At 69.0% G+C, this 13,667-nt stretch carries 14 protein-coding genes; 7 read left to right on the plus strand and 7 right to left on the minus strand.

Annotation, left to right across the window (positions count from 1 at the left end; genetic code table 11):
* Positions 1 to 17: 17 nt before the first annotated feature.
* Together secF and C4F17_RS20070 are read left to right on the plus strand one after the other, a co-directional pair.
* Positions 18 to 977, plus strand: coding sequence for a protein translocase subunit SecF (secF, locus tag C4F17_RS20065; RefSeq protein WP_081268785.1), 960 nt, complete (start codon positions 18 to 20; stop codon positions 975 to 977).
* A gap of 151 nt (positions 978 to 1,128) precedes the next feature.
* On the plus strand, positions 1,129 to 3,543 hold the full coding sequence (locus C4F17_RS20070; RefSeq protein WP_106936431.1) for a DUF1631 family protein: 2,415 nt from the start codon (positions 1,129 to 1,131) through the stop codon (positions 3,541 to 3,543).
* Between the two features lie 13 nt (positions 3,544 to 3,556).
* On the opposite strand, the gene C4F17_RS20075 is transcribed toward C4F17_RS20070, so the two are convergent.
* From C4F17_RS20075 to C4F17_RS20085, 3 genes are all read right to left on the minus strand, one after another.
* Positions 3,557 to 4,075: a DUF494 family protein gene (locus tag C4F17_RS20075; RefSeq protein WP_081268824.1), complete on the minus strand. Its 519-nt coding sequence runs from the start codon at positions 4,073 to 4,075 to the stop codon at positions 3,557 to 3,559.
* A gap of 101 nt (positions 4,076 to 4,176) precedes the next feature.
* Positions 4,177 to 5,343 (minus strand): DNA-processing protein DprA, encoded by a 1,167-nt coding sequence (dprA, locus tag C4F17_RS20080; protein ID WP_106936432.1) that lies wholly within the window; start codon positions 5,341 to 5,343, stop codon positions 4,177 to 4,179.
* 30 nt (positions 5,344 to 5,373) lie between these two features.
* Positions 5,374 to 6,594, minus strand: a complete 1,221-nt coding sequence (locus C4F17_RS20085) for a LysM peptidoglycan-binding domain-containing protein (RefSeq protein ID WP_106936434.1) — start codon at positions 6,592 to 6,594, stop codon at positions 5,374 to 5,376.
* 159 nt (positions 6,595 to 6,753) lie between these two features.
* Here C4F17_RS20085 and def point away from each other — a divergent pair, with 159 nt between their 5' ends.
* The 5 genes from def to C4F17_RS20110 are packed head-to-tail and all read left to right on the plus strand — an operon-like array spanning position 6,754 to position 9,814.
* Positions 6,754 to 7,272: a peptide deformylase gene (def, locus tag C4F17_RS20090; RefSeq protein WP_106936436.1), complete on the plus strand. Its 519-nt coding sequence runs from the start codon at positions 6,754 to 6,756 to the stop codon at positions 7,270 to 7,272.
* Position 7,273: 1 nt separating this feature from the next.
* Positions 7,274 to 7,786: a hypothetical protein gene (locus C4F17_RS20095; protein WP_199851873.1), complete on the plus strand. Its 513-nt coding sequence runs from the start codon at positions 7,274 to 7,276 to the stop codon at positions 7,784 to 7,786.
* Positions 7,783 to 8,739 (plus strand): methionyl-tRNA formyltransferase, encoded by a 957-nt coding sequence (gene fmt / locus C4F17_RS20100; protein WP_106936438.1) that lies wholly within the window; start codon positions 7,783 to 7,785, stop codon positions 8,737 to 8,739. The genes C4F17_RS20095 and fmt overlap by 4 nt, the downstream gene beginning before the upstream one ends.
* Positions 8,739 to 9,479 carry an AzlC family ABC transporter permease gene (locus C4F17_RS20105; protein ID WP_106936439.1) on the plus strand — a complete coding sequence of 247 codons (741 nt, stop codon included), beginning with the start codon at positions 8,739 to 8,741 and terminating at the stop codon, positions 9,477 to 9,479. The genes fmt and C4F17_RS20105 overlap by 1 nt, the downstream gene beginning before the upstream one ends.
* Positions 9,476 to 9,814: an AzlD domain-containing protein gene (locus tag C4F17_RS20110; protein WP_081268792.1), complete on the plus strand. Its 339-nt coding sequence runs from the start codon at positions 9,476 to 9,478 to the stop codon at positions 9,812 to 9,814. The genes C4F17_RS20105 and C4F17_RS20110 overlap by 4 nt, the downstream gene beginning before the upstream one ends.
* A 9-nt stretch (positions 9,815 to 9,823) precedes the next feature.
* On the opposite strand, the gene C4F17_RS20115 is transcribed toward C4F17_RS20110, so the two are convergent.
* The 4 genes from C4F17_RS20115 to C4F17_RS20130 are packed head-to-tail and all read right to left on the minus strand — an operon-like array spanning position 9,824 to position 13,665.
* Positions 9,824 to 10,795, minus strand: coding sequence for a Bug family tripartite tricarboxylate transporter substrate binding protein (locus C4F17_RS20115; RefSeq protein WP_081268826.1), 972 nt, complete (start codon positions 10,793 to 10,795; stop codon positions 9,824 to 9,826).
* 43 nt (positions 10,796 to 10,838) lie between these two features.
* Positions 10,839 to 11,816: an MBL fold metallo-hydrolase gene (locus C4F17_RS20120; RefSeq protein WP_106936441.1), complete on the minus strand. Its 978-nt coding sequence runs from the start codon at positions 11,814 to 11,816 to the stop codon at positions 10,839 to 10,841.
* A complete protein-coding gene (locus C4F17_RS20125) occupies positions 11,813 to 12,019 on the minus strand; it encodes a DUF2783 domain-containing protein (protein ID WP_106936443.1) in 207 nt (68 codons plus the stop codon). Before C4F17_RS20125 ends, C4F17_RS20120 begins: the two co-directional genes overlap by 4 nt.
* Positions 12,016 to 13,665, minus strand: coding sequence for an FAD-dependent monooxygenase (locus C4F17_RS20130; protein WP_106936445.1), 1,650 nt, complete (start codon positions 13,663 to 13,665; stop codon positions 12,016 to 12,018). The genes C4F17_RS20125 and C4F17_RS20130 overlap by 4 nt, the downstream gene beginning before the upstream one ends.
* Positions 13,666 to 13,667: the final 2 nt, after the last annotated feature.

Below are 13,667 nucleotides of genomic sequence, written 5' to 3' on the forward strand. Positions count from 1 at the left end.
GGGCGAGGACAAGCGTCATGGAATTCTTCCGCATCCACAGGACCATCCCGTTCATGCGCCACGCGGTGGTGCTGAACATCGTCTCCGTCGTCACCTTCGCGCTGGCGGTGTTCTTCCTGTTCCACCGCGGGCTGCACCTGTCGGTGGAGTTCACGGGCGGCACGGTGATCGAGGTCGCCTACGAGCAGTCCGCCGACATCGGCAAGGTGCGCGATGCCGTCACCAAGCTCGGCTACCCGGAGGTGCAGGTCCAGAACTACGGCACCTCGCGCGACGTGCAGATCCGCCTGCCGGCCCAGAAGGGCATGAGCTCCGACCAGCAGAGCGCGCAGGTCATGCAGGCGCTGAAGTCGGTCGACCCGTCGGCCACGCAGCGCGGCATCGAGGTCGTCGGGCCGCAGGTCGGCGAAGAGCTGACCACCAACGGCCTCAAGGCCCTGGGCATGGTGGTCGTGGGCATCATGATCTACCTGGCGTTTCGCTTCGAATGGAAGTTTGCGCTGGCTACCGTGCTGGCCAACCTGCACGACGTGGTGATCATCCTGGGCTTCTTCGCGTTCTTCCAGTGGGAGTTCTCGCTGGCGGTGCTGGCGGCGGTGCTGGCGGTGCTGGGCTACTCGGTGAACGAATCGGTGGTGATCTTCGACCGGATCCGCGAGAACTTCCGCCGCTACCGGAAGATGACGACCACCGAGATCATCGACAACGCGATCACCTCGACCATCAGCCGGACCATCATCACCCACGGCTCCACCCAGCTCGTGGTGCTGTCGATGTTCTTCTTCGGCGGGCCGACCCTGCACTACTTCGCCCTGGCGCTGACCATCGGCATCTGCTTCGGCATCTACTCTTCGTGCTTCGTGGCGGCGGCCATCGCCATGTGGCTCGGCATCAAGCGCGAAGACCTCGTCAAGGGCGGCCCGACCAAGCGCGACGGCGAATCGGGGGACGACCCGAACGCCGGGGCCGTGGTCTGACGGATACTTCAGGCTTAATTCAGGCGGCCAGGGCGGCGCCGCGGTATGCATGCAACGCCGCGCGCTCTCCACACTTGTGCGGTTGAGCATCCCGATGCAAGCTCGCGGTTGTCGCCGATAAACCGAACACCCTGGCCTTTCCGACTTTTCAATGAGCATTGCGCGGTCCGCTTCTTCCCTGCAGCTCGCTCGCGAGACGCGTGAGCGCTTCGTGGCGGCCACGGAAGGCGCGATCGTGCCGCTGGCCCGCGCAATCCGGGACCGGCTGACCGCGCTGGCCTCGGAAGCCGGCAACGCCCGCGCCATGCAGGAGCACCGCGACGATTTCGTGGCGTTCCAGGGGCAGGGCACCCGCTGGGTCTCGCTCGCGCAGACCGGCTGGCGCAAGGCGCTGGCGGGCTCGGGCGGCGGCGCGGCCGCGGCGTCTTCGGGTTTGCGCCTCGAGCTCATCGGCGACGAGGAGGTCGAGAGCAACATCCTCTCATCGCGCCTGGCGCAGGTGATCCACGACAAGGCCAGCTTCGAGCTGAGCGACCTGCGCCTGCGCATCCAGCACCTCGAAGGCACCTCCGAACTCGACGCCCACGACGTGCTCAAGCCCGAGACTCTGGCCAAGCTGCTGGTCGAGCAATGGCTCGGCGCGGGCCTGAGCCGCGGCATGTGGACCCGGGTGCAGGACACCGTGCAGCTGGCGCTGGTCGACGTGGTCGTCAAGGCCTACAAGGACGCCAACGTGTTCCTGGTCGCCAACGGGGTGATGCAGGAGATCGATCTCAAGAGCTTCGTGCGGCGCACGGGCAGCAGCGGCGGCGGCGCAGCGGGCGCAGGCGGCGGCTCCGGCGGCCCGACCACGTCGAGCGGCTCGATGGCCCGCGACAGCGGCATGTCCGGCGGCCCCCACAGCGCCCAGCGCCCCGGCTTCGGGTTCGCCGGCTCGCAGCAGGGCTCGGTGCCCTCGGCCGTGGCGCCTCCCGCAACCACCGGTGGATCGCCGTTGATGATCGCCCGGCAACGCGCGCAGACCGCCCTGCTCAGCCTCAAGCGGTTCGTGACCGCGCGCATCGGCGGCGACACGGGCGCAGGCGCGGGACAGCATTACCAGGCCGCGAATCCCGATGGACGCGCCACCGATGCCGGCGGCGGCGGGGGGCCGGCGGCTCCGCGCGTGTTCTCGCGCACCTTCGCCGGCGCCATCGCCGACGCCGAAGTCGCCTATCGCATGGCGGCCACCCAGTTCATGGACGGCCCGGGCGAGCAGGCCACGCTGATGCAGCAGACCGCCGTCGACCTGCGCAAGCGGACCACCGAGCTCAAGAAGCGTGCGCCGACCACCGCCGACAAGGCCACGGTCGAGATCGTGGCGCTGATGTTCCAGGCCATCCTGGCCGAGGAACGCATTCCTTTTTCGGCGCGCGTGTGGTTCGCGCGCCTGCAGATGCCGGTGCTGCGCGTGGCCATCGCCGAGCCCGAGTTCTTCGGCACCCTGCAGCACCCCGCGCGCATGCTGATCGACCGCATGGGCTCGTGCGTGATGGGCTTCGACGCGGCGGCCATCACCGGCAGCGCGCTCGAAGGCGAGATCCGCCGCGTGGTGCAGGTCATCGAGCAATATCCCGAAACCGGCCAGCGCGTATTCAAGCTGGTGTTCGACGAGTTCGTCGCCTTCCTCAACCGCTATCTGACCCAGAGCGACACCACGCAGCGCGTGATGAGCGTGGCGCAGCAGGTCGAGCAGAAGGAAACGATGGCGATCCAGTACACCATCGAGTTGCGCAAGATGCTGAACGACATGCCCGTGCGCGACGAGATCCGGGAGTTCCTCTTCAAGATCTGGGCCGAGGTGCTGGCCATTGCCGCGCTGCGCTACGGCGCGCAGGGCGAGCAGACGGTGATGCTCAAGCGCGTGGCCTCCGACCTGGTGTGGGCCGCGAGCGCCAAGCCCAACCGCACCGACCGCGCCCGCGTCATACAAGACCTGCCGCAGCTGCTGCAGCGCCTGCGCCAGGGCATGGCGCTGCTGGGCATCGTCGACGAGCCGCAGGAAGCGCACATCAAGATCATCGGCGCCACGCTGTCCGACGCCTTCCTGTCGAAGACCGAGGCGATTCCGCAGGCCAAGATCGAAGCCATGGCCGAGCGGCTGACGCACCTGGAAGACTTCGTGACCGACGTCGGCGGCGCCTCCGACCTGCCGCTCGACGCCCACAGCATCGAGCTGCTGCTCGGCGTGGACGCCGCCTCGATCGAGGTCGTTCCCGATGCCGCCGGCGCCAAGGTGGCCGAGGACATGCTCGCCTGGGCGCATGAGTTGCAGGTGGGCAACTGGTTCATGCTCGACCACAACGACCGGGTGAGCCAGGTGCAGTTCGTGTGGCGCAGCGACCGCAAGCAGCTGCACCTGTTCGCCTCCGCGGACGGCCGCAGCTTCCTGATCCAGGCCGGTCGCCTGGCCATGTACCTGCAGGCCGGCCTGCTGGTGCCGGCCGAGGAAGAAACGCTCACCGTGCGCGCCACGCGCGAAGCGCTGGCCAAGCTCGACGCCAACCCCGAGCGCCTGCTGAACTAGCCGGGAGGCGAGCTCAGTGTGCGGTGCGGCCTTCGCGGCTTTCGCAGAGTTCGTCGAGCACCAGCGCATCGGGCTCGATGCCGGTGCTCCAGTGGACCATCAGCACGATGATCTTCAGCTCGTCGATCGCGACCGGATCGCCCGGTGCGGCCATCGCGCGCTCGATCACGATCTCACGCAGCCCGCAGGGCAGCACGTCCGATGATTCGAGGAAGCGGATGAAGCCCAGGCATTCGGCGCCGAGGTGCTCCTGCTCCGCCTGGGAGTAGATGCGCATGGCATCGGGGGATTGGGGCAGGGCCGCTTCGGGTGCGCCGCGCAATGTGACGGTGGCCGAGGCCGCGTCGTCGGCGTGGTGCTCGATCTGCATGCCTTGCGTTGCAAGGCTCAGGCCGTCTAGCCAGTGAAGGGCTTCGCGGATTTCTTCTGCCTCGAAGCCGTGCGCGCTGAGCTTGCGGCCCAGTTGTTCGGGTTCGGGGCATGCATCGCCGCGCCAGTAGTTCTCGTAGACAAAAACAAGTACTTCGAACATGCGCACCAATATAGCCCAGGAAGTGGCCGATCGCCCCCGGGCTTTGCGCACTTCGCATCACTTTTCCTTCCTGCATGCGCAGGCGTTCGCGCGGACCTCGATCAGCTGCTGGCAGATCGCTGGAAGAGCCCGCCGGGCAGGCGCGAGACATGGCCGTCCAGTTCGAGCGAGAGCAGCTTCGCCTGCAGCGCGGCGGCGCTCCAGCCGGTGCGGGCGCTCAGTGCGTCGAGGCTGACCGGGTCGAAGCCCAGGGCCTCCAGCAGCGGGGCCTCGGTCGATGACGGCGCCTGCTGCGCTTCGGCTGCGTCGCTGCTGCCGTTGCCGTTCTTGGGCGGCGATGCGGACGGTGTGTGCTGCAGCGGCGGCAGCTCTTCAAGGATGTCGTTGACCGATTCCACGAGCTTGGCGCCCTGCCGGATCAGCGCGTGGCAGCCGCGCGACTGGGGCGAGTGGATCGAACCCGGTATCGCGAACACTTCCTTGCCCTGCTCCGAGGTGAGCCGCGCGGTGATCAGCGAGCCCGACTGCAGCGCCGCCTCGACCACCAGCGTGCCGCGTGCCAGCCCGGCGATGAGCCGGTTGCGCTTCGGAAAGTTCTGCGTGAGCGGCGGCGTGCCCAGCGGCAACTCGCTGACGATCAGGCCTTGTTGGGTGATGCGGTGCGCCAGGTCGCGGTGCCGCGCCGGGTAGACGCGGTCGAGCCCGGTGCCGACCACGGCGACCGTGGCGAGGCAGGGCGTCTCGCCGGCGGCGTCCAGCGCGCCCTGGTGCGCGGCGCCGTCCACCCCCAGCGCCAGCCCCGAGACCACCGGCAGGCCGGCTTCGCCCAGCGCGCGCGCAAAGCTGCGCGCATTGCTGGCGCCTTGCGGTGTCGGGTTGCGGCTGCCCACGACCGCGATGCTGTGGCCGAGTTGCGTGAGGTCGTAGTCGGCGGCGCCGAGCACATAGAGCATGGGCGGCGGATCGGCCATTTCGAGCAGCGAGGCCGGGTAGCCTGCATCGCCGAGCGTGACGAGCCGGCGCGAGCTGCCGTTGTCGGTGTTGTGCAGCCATTGCCAGGTCTGGTCGACCTGGGCCTGGAGATTGGCGGGCGGCTGCCGCAGTGCCTCGGCCTGCGCGAGCGACACCACTTCGCGCAGCGCTTCTTCCGGCTGCGCGAACACGCGCTCGGGCAGGCCGAACGCCGCGAGGAGCCGGCGCACGGTGCCGTCACCGATGCCGGGGGTCAGTGAAAGTCGCAGCCAGCCTGCGAGTTCTGCGCGTTCCAAACGAATGTGCGAAAGAGCCGTAGCCGTGGGTCAGGGATTGACGAGGAAGTCGCCAGCGCGCGGAGTGTCGTTGATTTCCAGGACCAGCGCGTAGGACACTTTCTCGAAAGTGCGAAACACCATCAGCAGGCCGATGCGTTCATTGGGCAGCTTGATGGTTTCCTTGCGGGCGCCGGTACGGTCGACGATGGTCTCGCCGTTCTTCAGGATGGCCAGCACGTGGCCGCTGTCGATGCCGTCGCGCGTGCCCTTGTTGATGGCCACCACCTGGTTCTGCGCCGCGAACTGCACCGCGTTGCCGTAGACCGAGATGATGCGGCCGTCGACCTGCGTCGAGGGCGCGCGCGGCACGTAGCTCAGCAGCTGGCGCGGCGGCTCGGGCAGCAGGCGGTCGCCGGCGCGGATTTCCTCGCGCGACGCGATGATGTCGACGGTCGCTGGCACCACCGTGATGACGTCCTTGTCCTCGACCGTCTCGACGGTGGTCGACTCGCCGCGCTGCAGCTGCGCCTTGCCCAGGTACTGCGCCTCGTAGCCGAGGATTTCGCCCGTGCCCGGGTCTTTCAGCGGGGTGGCGTTGCGGAACACGCGGAAATGCTGCACCGGGCCCGGGGCCTCGACCAGCGGGGAATTGGCGTTGCCGCGCGCATAGGCGCGGTCGCCGCGTGACAGCAGAACACGGTTGTCGTTGCCGGCCACGATGCGCGGCGCGCTCTCCAGCGTGCCGGCGTCGACCACGATGGGCTCGCTCAGGAACGGCTCGATGATGCTCGGGTTGAGCGTGGGCAGCGCCATGCCGGCCAGCGAATCGAAGCGGGTGCGCGGTGACAGCTTGATGGTGCCGCCGTCGCCGCTGAAGCCGCCGCGGCGGGTGGTCGTGAGGCGGGCGCGGCCGCCGGTCTTGTCCAGGTAGAGCACCTGGCCGGGGTAGATGCGGTGCGGGTTCGCGATTTCGTCGAGGTTCATGCCCCACAGCTCGGGCCAGCGCCAGGGGCGCAGCAGGTAGAGGCGGGAGATGGCCCAGAGCGTGTCGCCGGGCTTGACGGCGTATTCGTCGGGGGCGTTGGGGGAGAGTTCGCTCAGCGGCACGCCGGTCTGCGCGGTCTGCTGGGCCGTGGCGCGCTGCTGCGGCGTCACCGGGTAGTTCTGGGCCCAGGCCGTCGTGGCGCCGCAACTGCCGAGCACCGCCAGGGCGGTCAGCGTGGCAAGAAATGAGGGGCGCTGGCGTTCAGCTGATCTGAGCTTTTTCATGTCTGGATGGGTGAGCGCGCGAGGTATCGCCGCACATACGAATCTCACAATTTGCTACGAATTCTGCGCTGAAGCCCTTGGCAGGGCAACGTTTTCGGGCTCGCGGAACCCGCCGCGTCGCGGAATTGGCGAAAATAGCCACAACTTTCCCCCGATTTCATGGCCAAACGAATCATTCTGAGTTACCCGGACAAGCGCCTCCACACGGTGGCCAAGCCGGTGCAGGGCGTCGACGCGCGCATCAAGGCGCTGGTGGCCGACATGCTGGAAACAATGTACGACGCCAACGGCATCGGCCTGGCAGCCACGCAGGTCGACGTGCACGAGCGGCTTGTCGTCATCGACGTGTCCGAAGAGCGCAACGAGCCCATTGTGCTCATCAACCCCGAGATCACCTGGGCCAGCGACGAGAAGGTGCTGAACGAGGAAGGCTGCCTCTCGGTGCCCGGCATCTACGACGGCGTGATGCGCTCGACCTCGGTCAAGGTGCAGGCGCTCGACGAGAACGGCGAAAGCCGCACCATCGAGGCCGACGGCCTGCTGGCCGTGTGCATCCAGCACGAACTCGACCACCTGCTGGGCAAGGTGTTCGTCGAATACCTCTCCCCCCTGAAGCGCAACCGCATCAAGAGCAAGCTGCTCAAGCAGCAGCGCGAAGAACTGCGGGAACGGGCCTGACATGACGATGCGGCGCGGCTTTCGCACCTTCGCCACGCTGGCGGTCTTCGCGGCCGCCGGCCTGGGGCTGGCGGGCTGCGTGAGCGAGCCCGCGCGCATCCGGCCCGGCACCTCCGCCGCCGAAACGCTGCAGCTGCTGGGCACGCCCACGGGCCGCTATCCGCTCAACGGCGGCGGCGAGCGGCTGCAGTATTCGCGCATGCCCGCCGGCTTCGAGGTGACCGACATCGACGTCGACGCGTCCGGCAAGGTTGTCTCGGTGACCCAGGTGCTGAGCGAAGCGCGCTTCGGCCAGGACATCAAGGTCAACCAGTGGCGCCAGGACGACGTCATGGCCTTCTACGGCCGCCCCTATGAAATCTCCCGCGTCAGTTCCTTCGACGGTGCCGTCTGGACCTGGCGCTACAAGGCCGTGAACGAGCGCCGCATGCTGTACATCTACATCGATCCGACCGGCGTGGTCCGGCGCTATCACACGGGGGACGATCTCGAGCTCGATCGGATCCGCGATTGAGCCGCCTGCGCGTCGTTTTCGCGGGCACGCCCGAGTTCGCTCGCGTCGCCCTGGAGGCCATCGCCGCCGCCGGCCATGACATCGTGCTGGTGATGAGCCAGCCCGACCGCCCCGCCGGCCGCGGCATGAAGCTGCAGGCCTCGCCCGTCAAGCAGTGCGCAGCGGCCAACGGCTGGCCCGTGGCCCAGCCGCGCAGCCTGCGCCTGGACGGCAAGTACCCCGACGAAGCCTCGGCCGCGCGCGACACCCTGCTGGCCGCCAGGCCCGACGTGATGGTGGTCGCCGCCTACGGCCTGATCCTGCCGCAGTGGGTGCTCGACCTGCCGGCGCACGGCTGCCTGAACATCCACGCGAGCCTGCTGCCGCGCTGGCGCGGCGCGGCGCCGATCCACCGCGCCATCGAGGCCGGCGACGCGCAGACCGGCATCACCATCATGCAGATGGACGCGGGCCTGGATACCGGCGACATGCTGCTGCGCGAGTCGGTCGACATCGGCGACGACAACACCGCGCGCCTGCACGACCGGCTGGCCGGGCTGGGCGGCCGCATGATCGTCGAGGCGTTGGCGAACATCGGCGGCCTCACCCGCACGCCCCAGCCCGCCGAAGGCATCACCTACGCCCACAAGGTCGAGAAGCACGAAGCGCTGATCGACTGGGCCCAGGCCGCCGACGCCATCGTGCGTCGCATCCGCGCCTTCGACCCGTTTCCCGGCGCCAACAGCCCGCTCGACGGCGAGGCCATCAAGCTGTGGGCCGCCCACGCGACTGCGGCCACCGATGCGTCGGCTGCGCCGGGCACGATCCTGGCCGTCACCGACGCCGGCGTTGCCGTGGCCGCTTCCGGCTCGACCGTCACCATCACCGAACTGCAGCGCGCGGGCGGCAAGCGCCTGCCCGTGGCCGATTTCCTGCGCGGCTTCGACCTGAAGCCCGGGCAGGTGTTCGGCTGATGTTCCTGTCGACCGCCATCCGCTCGCGGCCCGAATTCCGGACGGGCGTGCGCGACATGTCTTCCGTGGCGCTGGGCATCGGCGCCTGGGGCCTCATGACCGGCGTGGCCATGGTCAAGTCGGACATGAGCGTGATCGAGGCGATTGCGATGACCCTGCTGGTCTACGCGGGCAGCTCGCAGCTGGCGGCCATTCCGCTGCTGGCCGCGGGCGCGCCGGCCTGGGTGATTCTGGCCACGGGCTTCTGCGTGAACCTGCGCTTCGTCGTGTTCAGCCTGCACCTGCGCCCCTACCTCATGCACATGCCGCGCTGGCGCCGCATGCTGCACGGCTACCTCACGGCCGACATGAGCTATGCGCTCTTCACCAGGAAGTACCCCAAGCCGCCGCTCACCATTGCCGAGGAGCAGTCGCAGGAGGCCTACCTCACCGGCAACTACTTCGTGACCTGGTGCGCCTGGATGGGCATGAGCATGCTGGGCGTGGCGCTCGCCAACTTCATTCCGCAGAACTGGGGCCTGGGCTTCGCGGGCGTGCTGAGCCTGGTGGCCATCGTCTGCTCGATGGCGACGACGCGGCTGCGCGTGCTGGCCGCGCTGATTGCCGGCGTCACCGCGGTGGCCGCCTATGCGCTGCCGCTGAAGCTCAACATCGTGGTCGCCATCGGCGTCGCGGTGCTGCTGTGCTTCTGGCTGGAGAAGCAGTTCGGGCTCGACCCGGCGGCGGAGGACGACAAGTGAGTGGAACCACCGACCTGTGGACCATTTGCGTGATCGTCGGGCTGGCGCTCGTCACCGTGCTCACGCGCTGCTTCTTCTTCATCCTGGACCGCCCCTGGGGCCTGCCCGAGTGGGCGCACCGCGCGCTGCACTATGCGCCGGCCGCCGCGCTCGCGGCGGTGATCGCGCCCGAGATCGTCATGACGCAGGGCCACCTGATCGGCACGCTGCACGACGCCCGCCTCTATGCGGCGGTCGTCGGCGCGGCTTACTACTACTGGCGGCGCGGCGTGCTCGGCACCATGCTCGCGGGCATGGCGGTGTACCTGCCGCTGCACTTGGGCCTCGGCTGGTAGTTCGCGTCTTCAGTCGAGCTTCACGCCGGCTGTTCTGATGATGTTGCCCCAGCGCTCGCTCTCGGCGCGCGATAGCTTGTAGAAGTCCTGCGGCGAGCCCGGCAGCGCCTCGAAGCCGAAGTCCGCGAACAGCTTCACCACCTTCGGCGCCTTCATGGCCTTGTGCAGTTCGGCGTTGAGCCGCGCCACCGCTTCCGGCTGCATGCCGGCCGGGCCGATCAGGCCGTGGAAGGCGTAGGCGTTGACGTCGGGAAAGCCGGCCTCGACGAAGGTCGGCACCTCGGGCAGCGCATTGGCGCGCTGCGGCAGCGCGATGGCCAGCACCCGCACCTTGCCCGACTTGATGATCGACAGGCCCGAGGCCAGGTCGAGCATCATCACCGGCACCTGTCCGCCCATCACGTCGGACATGGCGGGCGCGGCGCCCTTGTACGGCACGTGCACGATGCTCAGCCCGGCCTTCTGCTTGAACAGCTCCATCGCCATGTGATGCGGCGAGCCGTTGCCCGGCGAGGCATAGCTCACCTTCTCGGGGTTGGCCTTCACGTAGCGCACGAACTCCGCCACGTTCTTCGCGGGGAAGTCGGGGTGCACCACCAGCGCTACCGGAAAGCGGCCGATGGTGCCGATGTAGGTGAAGTCGCTCGCCGGCTTGTACGGCAGCTTGGTGAACATGTGTTCGTTGAAGAGCAGCGCCGCGTTCTCGGCCTGCATGATCGTGTAGCCGTCGGGCTTGGCCTGCATCATCACGGACACGCCGATGTTGGTCGACGCGCCGGGCCGGTTGTCGATGATCAGCGGCTGCCCCAGCGAAGGCTGCATGGCCTCGGCCAGCGAACGCGCCAGGTTGTCGGTGCCGCCGCCGGCCGAGTACGGCACGATCCACTTGACCGGCTGGTTCGGGTAGGCCGCCGGCTGCGCCGACGCGAAGGAAGCAGCCAGCGCGAGGGTCGCGGCCAGCAGGGGAAGGAAGCGTTTCATCATCGTCTCTTGTCTCCGTTGCCTGTTTTGAAATCGGTTCTGTTCAGTCGCCGCGCAGCACTTGCCACAGCTCGCGGTCGCGCTCGGCGGTCCACACCACGGGGTGCTCGATGCCGCGCAGCTCGTCATAGGCGCGCGACACGTCGAAGGGCAGCACATGCTGGAACACGGGCCAGCCGCCGAAGCGCGGCGTCATGGCCGCCTCTGCGCGCGCGAAGCAGCCCTTGAGCGTGTCGCCCGCCGCGATGCCGGCCTTCACGCTGTCCAGCAGCGTCGACAGGAATGCCTTGGTCAGGCCGATCGCCTCGGCGCATGCGGCTTCGTCCTGCAGCACCGCGCCGCGGCCCGGCACCAGCACGCGCGGGTTCAGCGCATGCACCGCGTCGAGCGTGCGGGCCCAGTCGCCGATGTAGGCGTCGCCCGCGTACACGCCGCAGTGGTTCTCGACCACGTCGCCGGAGAACAGCACGCCGCAGTCGGGCAGCCAGGCGACGGTGTCGCCGCTCGAATGGCCGCGGCCCAGCGCCATCAGCCGCAGCTCGCGGCCGGTGCCCGGGCGGGGGCCGAGCCACAGGCTCATTTCGCCCTGGAAGCTCATCGTCGGGAAGGTCAGGCCCGGAATCTCTTCCACGCCCGCGAACAGGCGCGGGAAGCGGCCCACCTCCGAATCGAAGTCGGCCTGGCCGCGGGTGCGTATCCAGTCGAGCGTGCCGTTGCTCGCGATGATCTGCTCCACCTCGTCGAAGGCGCTCGCGCCCATCACGCGCACCGCGTGGTAGTGGGTGAGCACGATGGTCCGGATCGGCTTGTCGGTCACCGTGCGGATGGCCGCGAGGAAGTCGCGCGCCATGCGCGGCGTGGGGCGCGTGTCGATCAGCACCACGTGGTCGTCGCCGACGACGAAGCCGCAGTTGGGATCGAAGTCGCTGATGTAGCCGTATGCATCGGGCGCGAGCTCGCGCAGCTGCGGCTTCTGCTCGCGGGTGTCCGAGGCAGAAGCGAAAGAGACGTTGGCGGTCATGGGGTGTGGTTGGTCGTGGGGTTGTCTTCGGCGGCCGCGCGGATGCAGGCGAGCAGCACGTCCTGGTCGGCGCACTGGTTGGCCAGCAGCAGCACGAGGCGGGCATTGAGGTCGGCGCTGTGCGCCTCGCTCATGCCTTCGTGCGCGGCAAGCAGGGCCGCGTAGAAGCCGTCGGGGTCGGGGATGCGGGGCGCTGTGTTCATGGGGCGGTGTCGTGGGCGAGGGCGGTGCGCAACGCGGCGGCGATGGCTTCGGGCGTGGCTTGCGTCAGCACGGCGGCGCGGTAGGCGTCGGGCCGCACGAGGACGAAGCCGCCCGCATGGCCGATGCCGAGATGGCGCGCCAGTTGTTCGTCGGGCTGCAGCGTGGGCAGGCCGCTGTCGCCGCCCACGGCCAGCAGGCGCAGCGGCAATGCGGCGGTGGCGTCGAGCGCGGCCCGTGCCTGTTCGCGCGTCGGCGCGAACCACAGGCCGATGCACTGCGTGCCCTCGGCCAGCAGCTGCATCAGCGTCGTCCCGCGGCCGTCGGTCCAGCGCAGCGCCAGGTTCTGCACCGTGCGGCCGCCTTCGGGCAGCGCGGGCGCGGGCGGGTAGTCGTTGGCGACCGACATGCGTCCGGTGTTCACCAGCGCCCGGGCGAAAGGATGGCGCGCCGCCAGCGCCACCACGGCGCGGCGCAGCGTGTGCTCCGCCGGCGAGCGCGGCGCCAGGAAGCGCGCCGAGCGGCTGGTCACCTGCAGGTTCTGCGCGGCGGCGGGCTGGCGCTCGGCGTCGTAGCTGTCGAGCAGCGCATCGCCGGCCTTGCCTTGCGCGACCAGCGCGAGCTTCCAGCCGAGGTTGGCCGCGTCCTGGATGCCGCTGTTGCCGCCGCGCGCGCCGAAGGGGCTCACCACGTGCGCCGCGTCGCCGACGAAGAACACGCGGCCGTGCCGGAAGCTGTCGAGCAGATGGTCGCGGTAGCCGTACGGCCCGATCCACACGAACTCGAACTCCACGTCCGGCCCCAGTTGCTCGCGCAGCCGCGCGCCGGCCACCTCGGGCTTGCTGATGTGGGCCGTGTCGCAGTCTTCGGGCATCTGGTAGTCGATGCGCCACACGCCGTCGGCCATCAGGTGCTGCCACACGCCGCGGCCTTCGTTGAAGGGCGCGTCGACCCAGGTCCAGCGCTCGGTGGGCAGCGGCTTCCTGAAGCGCACGTCGCTGATGCACCAGCGGTCGGTGCTGCGCGAGGCGTGCGCCTCGATGCCGAGCTGCGCGCGTATCGGGCTGTTGGCGCCGGTCGCGTCGATCAGCCGGTCGGCCTCGATGGTGTAGCTGCCCGCGGGCGTCTCGATGTCCAGGCGCACGCCGTCGGCCAGTTGCTCGACGCGCGTCACGCGGCTCTTCCAGCGCACTTCGGTGCGGCCGAGTTCGAGGATGCGCTCGACCAGGAACCACTCGACGTAGAACTGCTGCAGGTTGATGAACGGCGGCTGCCTGGAGACGCTGTTCGCCTGCAGGTTGAAGTTGTAGACCTCCTGCTCGCCCGAGAAGGTGCGCCCGAACGACCAGGTGATGCCCTTGGCCGCGATGCGCTCGTAGATGCCCAGGCGCTCGAAGATCTCCAGGCTCTTCTGCGCGTAGCAGATTCCGCGCGACGACGCGCCGCGCACGCCGACGGTGTCGTCCTCGTCGAGCAGCACCGCATGCACGCCGCGCTGCGCGAGGTCGCAGGCCAGCGTGAGGCCCGAGGGGCCGGCGCCGACGATCACGATGGGGTGGCGCACGACCTTCGCGCTGTTCAGCTCGGGCGGGGGCGTGAAGGGCCAGACCGGCAGCTCGTAGGCCGGTGCGAATGCAAAGTTTTCCATGT

Origin of the sequence: Variovorax sp. PMC12, from assembly GCF_003019815.1 — a bacterium.
GTDB lineage: Bacteria > Pseudomonadota > Gammaproteobacteria > Burkholderiales > Burkholderiaceae_C > Variovorax.

Coding starts and splice junctions, on each gene's coding strand:
- C4F17_RS20120 (WP_106936441.1), bottom strand. CDS start 11,816: ATGACCGCCAACGTCTCTTTCGCTTCTGCCTCGGACACCCGCGAGCAG.
- secF (WP_081268785.1), top strand. CDS start 18: ATGGAATTCTTCCGCATCCACAGGACCATCCCGTTCATGCGCCACGCG.
- C4F17_RS20115 (WP_081268826.1), bottom strand. CDS start 10,795: ATGAAACGCTTCCTTCCCCTGCTGGCCGCGACCCTCGCGCTGGCTGCT.
- C4F17_RS20070 (WP_106936431.1), top strand. CDS start 1,129: ATGAGCATTGCGCGGTCCGCTTCTTCCCTGCAGCTCGCTCGCGAGACG.
- C4F17_RS20125 (WP_106936443.1), bottom strand. CDS start 12,019: ATGAACACAGCGCCCCGCATCCCCGACCCCGACGGCTTCTACGCGGCC.
- C4F17_RS20075 (WP_081268824.1), bottom strand. CDS start 4,075: ATGTTCGAAGTACTTGTTTTTGTCTACGAGAACTACTGGCGCGGCGAT.
- def (WP_106936436.1), top strand. CDS start 6,754: ATGGCCAAACGAATCATTCTGAGTTACCCGGACAAGCGCCTCCACACG.
- C4F17_RS20095 (WP_199851873.1), top strand. CDS start 7,274: ATGACGATGCGGCGCGGCTTTCGCACCTTCGCCACGCTGGCGGTCTTC.
- C4F17_RS20130 (WP_106936445.1), bottom strand. CDS start 13,665: ATGGAAAACTTTGCATTCGCACCGGCCTACGAGCTGCCGGTCTGGCCC.
- C4F17_RS20105 (WP_106936439.1), top strand. CDS start 8,739: ATGTTCCTGTCGACCGCCATCCGCTCGCGGCCCGAATTCCGGACGGGC.
- C4F17_RS20085 (WP_106936434.1), bottom strand. CDS start 6,594: ATGAAAAAGCTCAGATCAGCTGAACGCCAGCGCCCCTCATTTCTTGCC.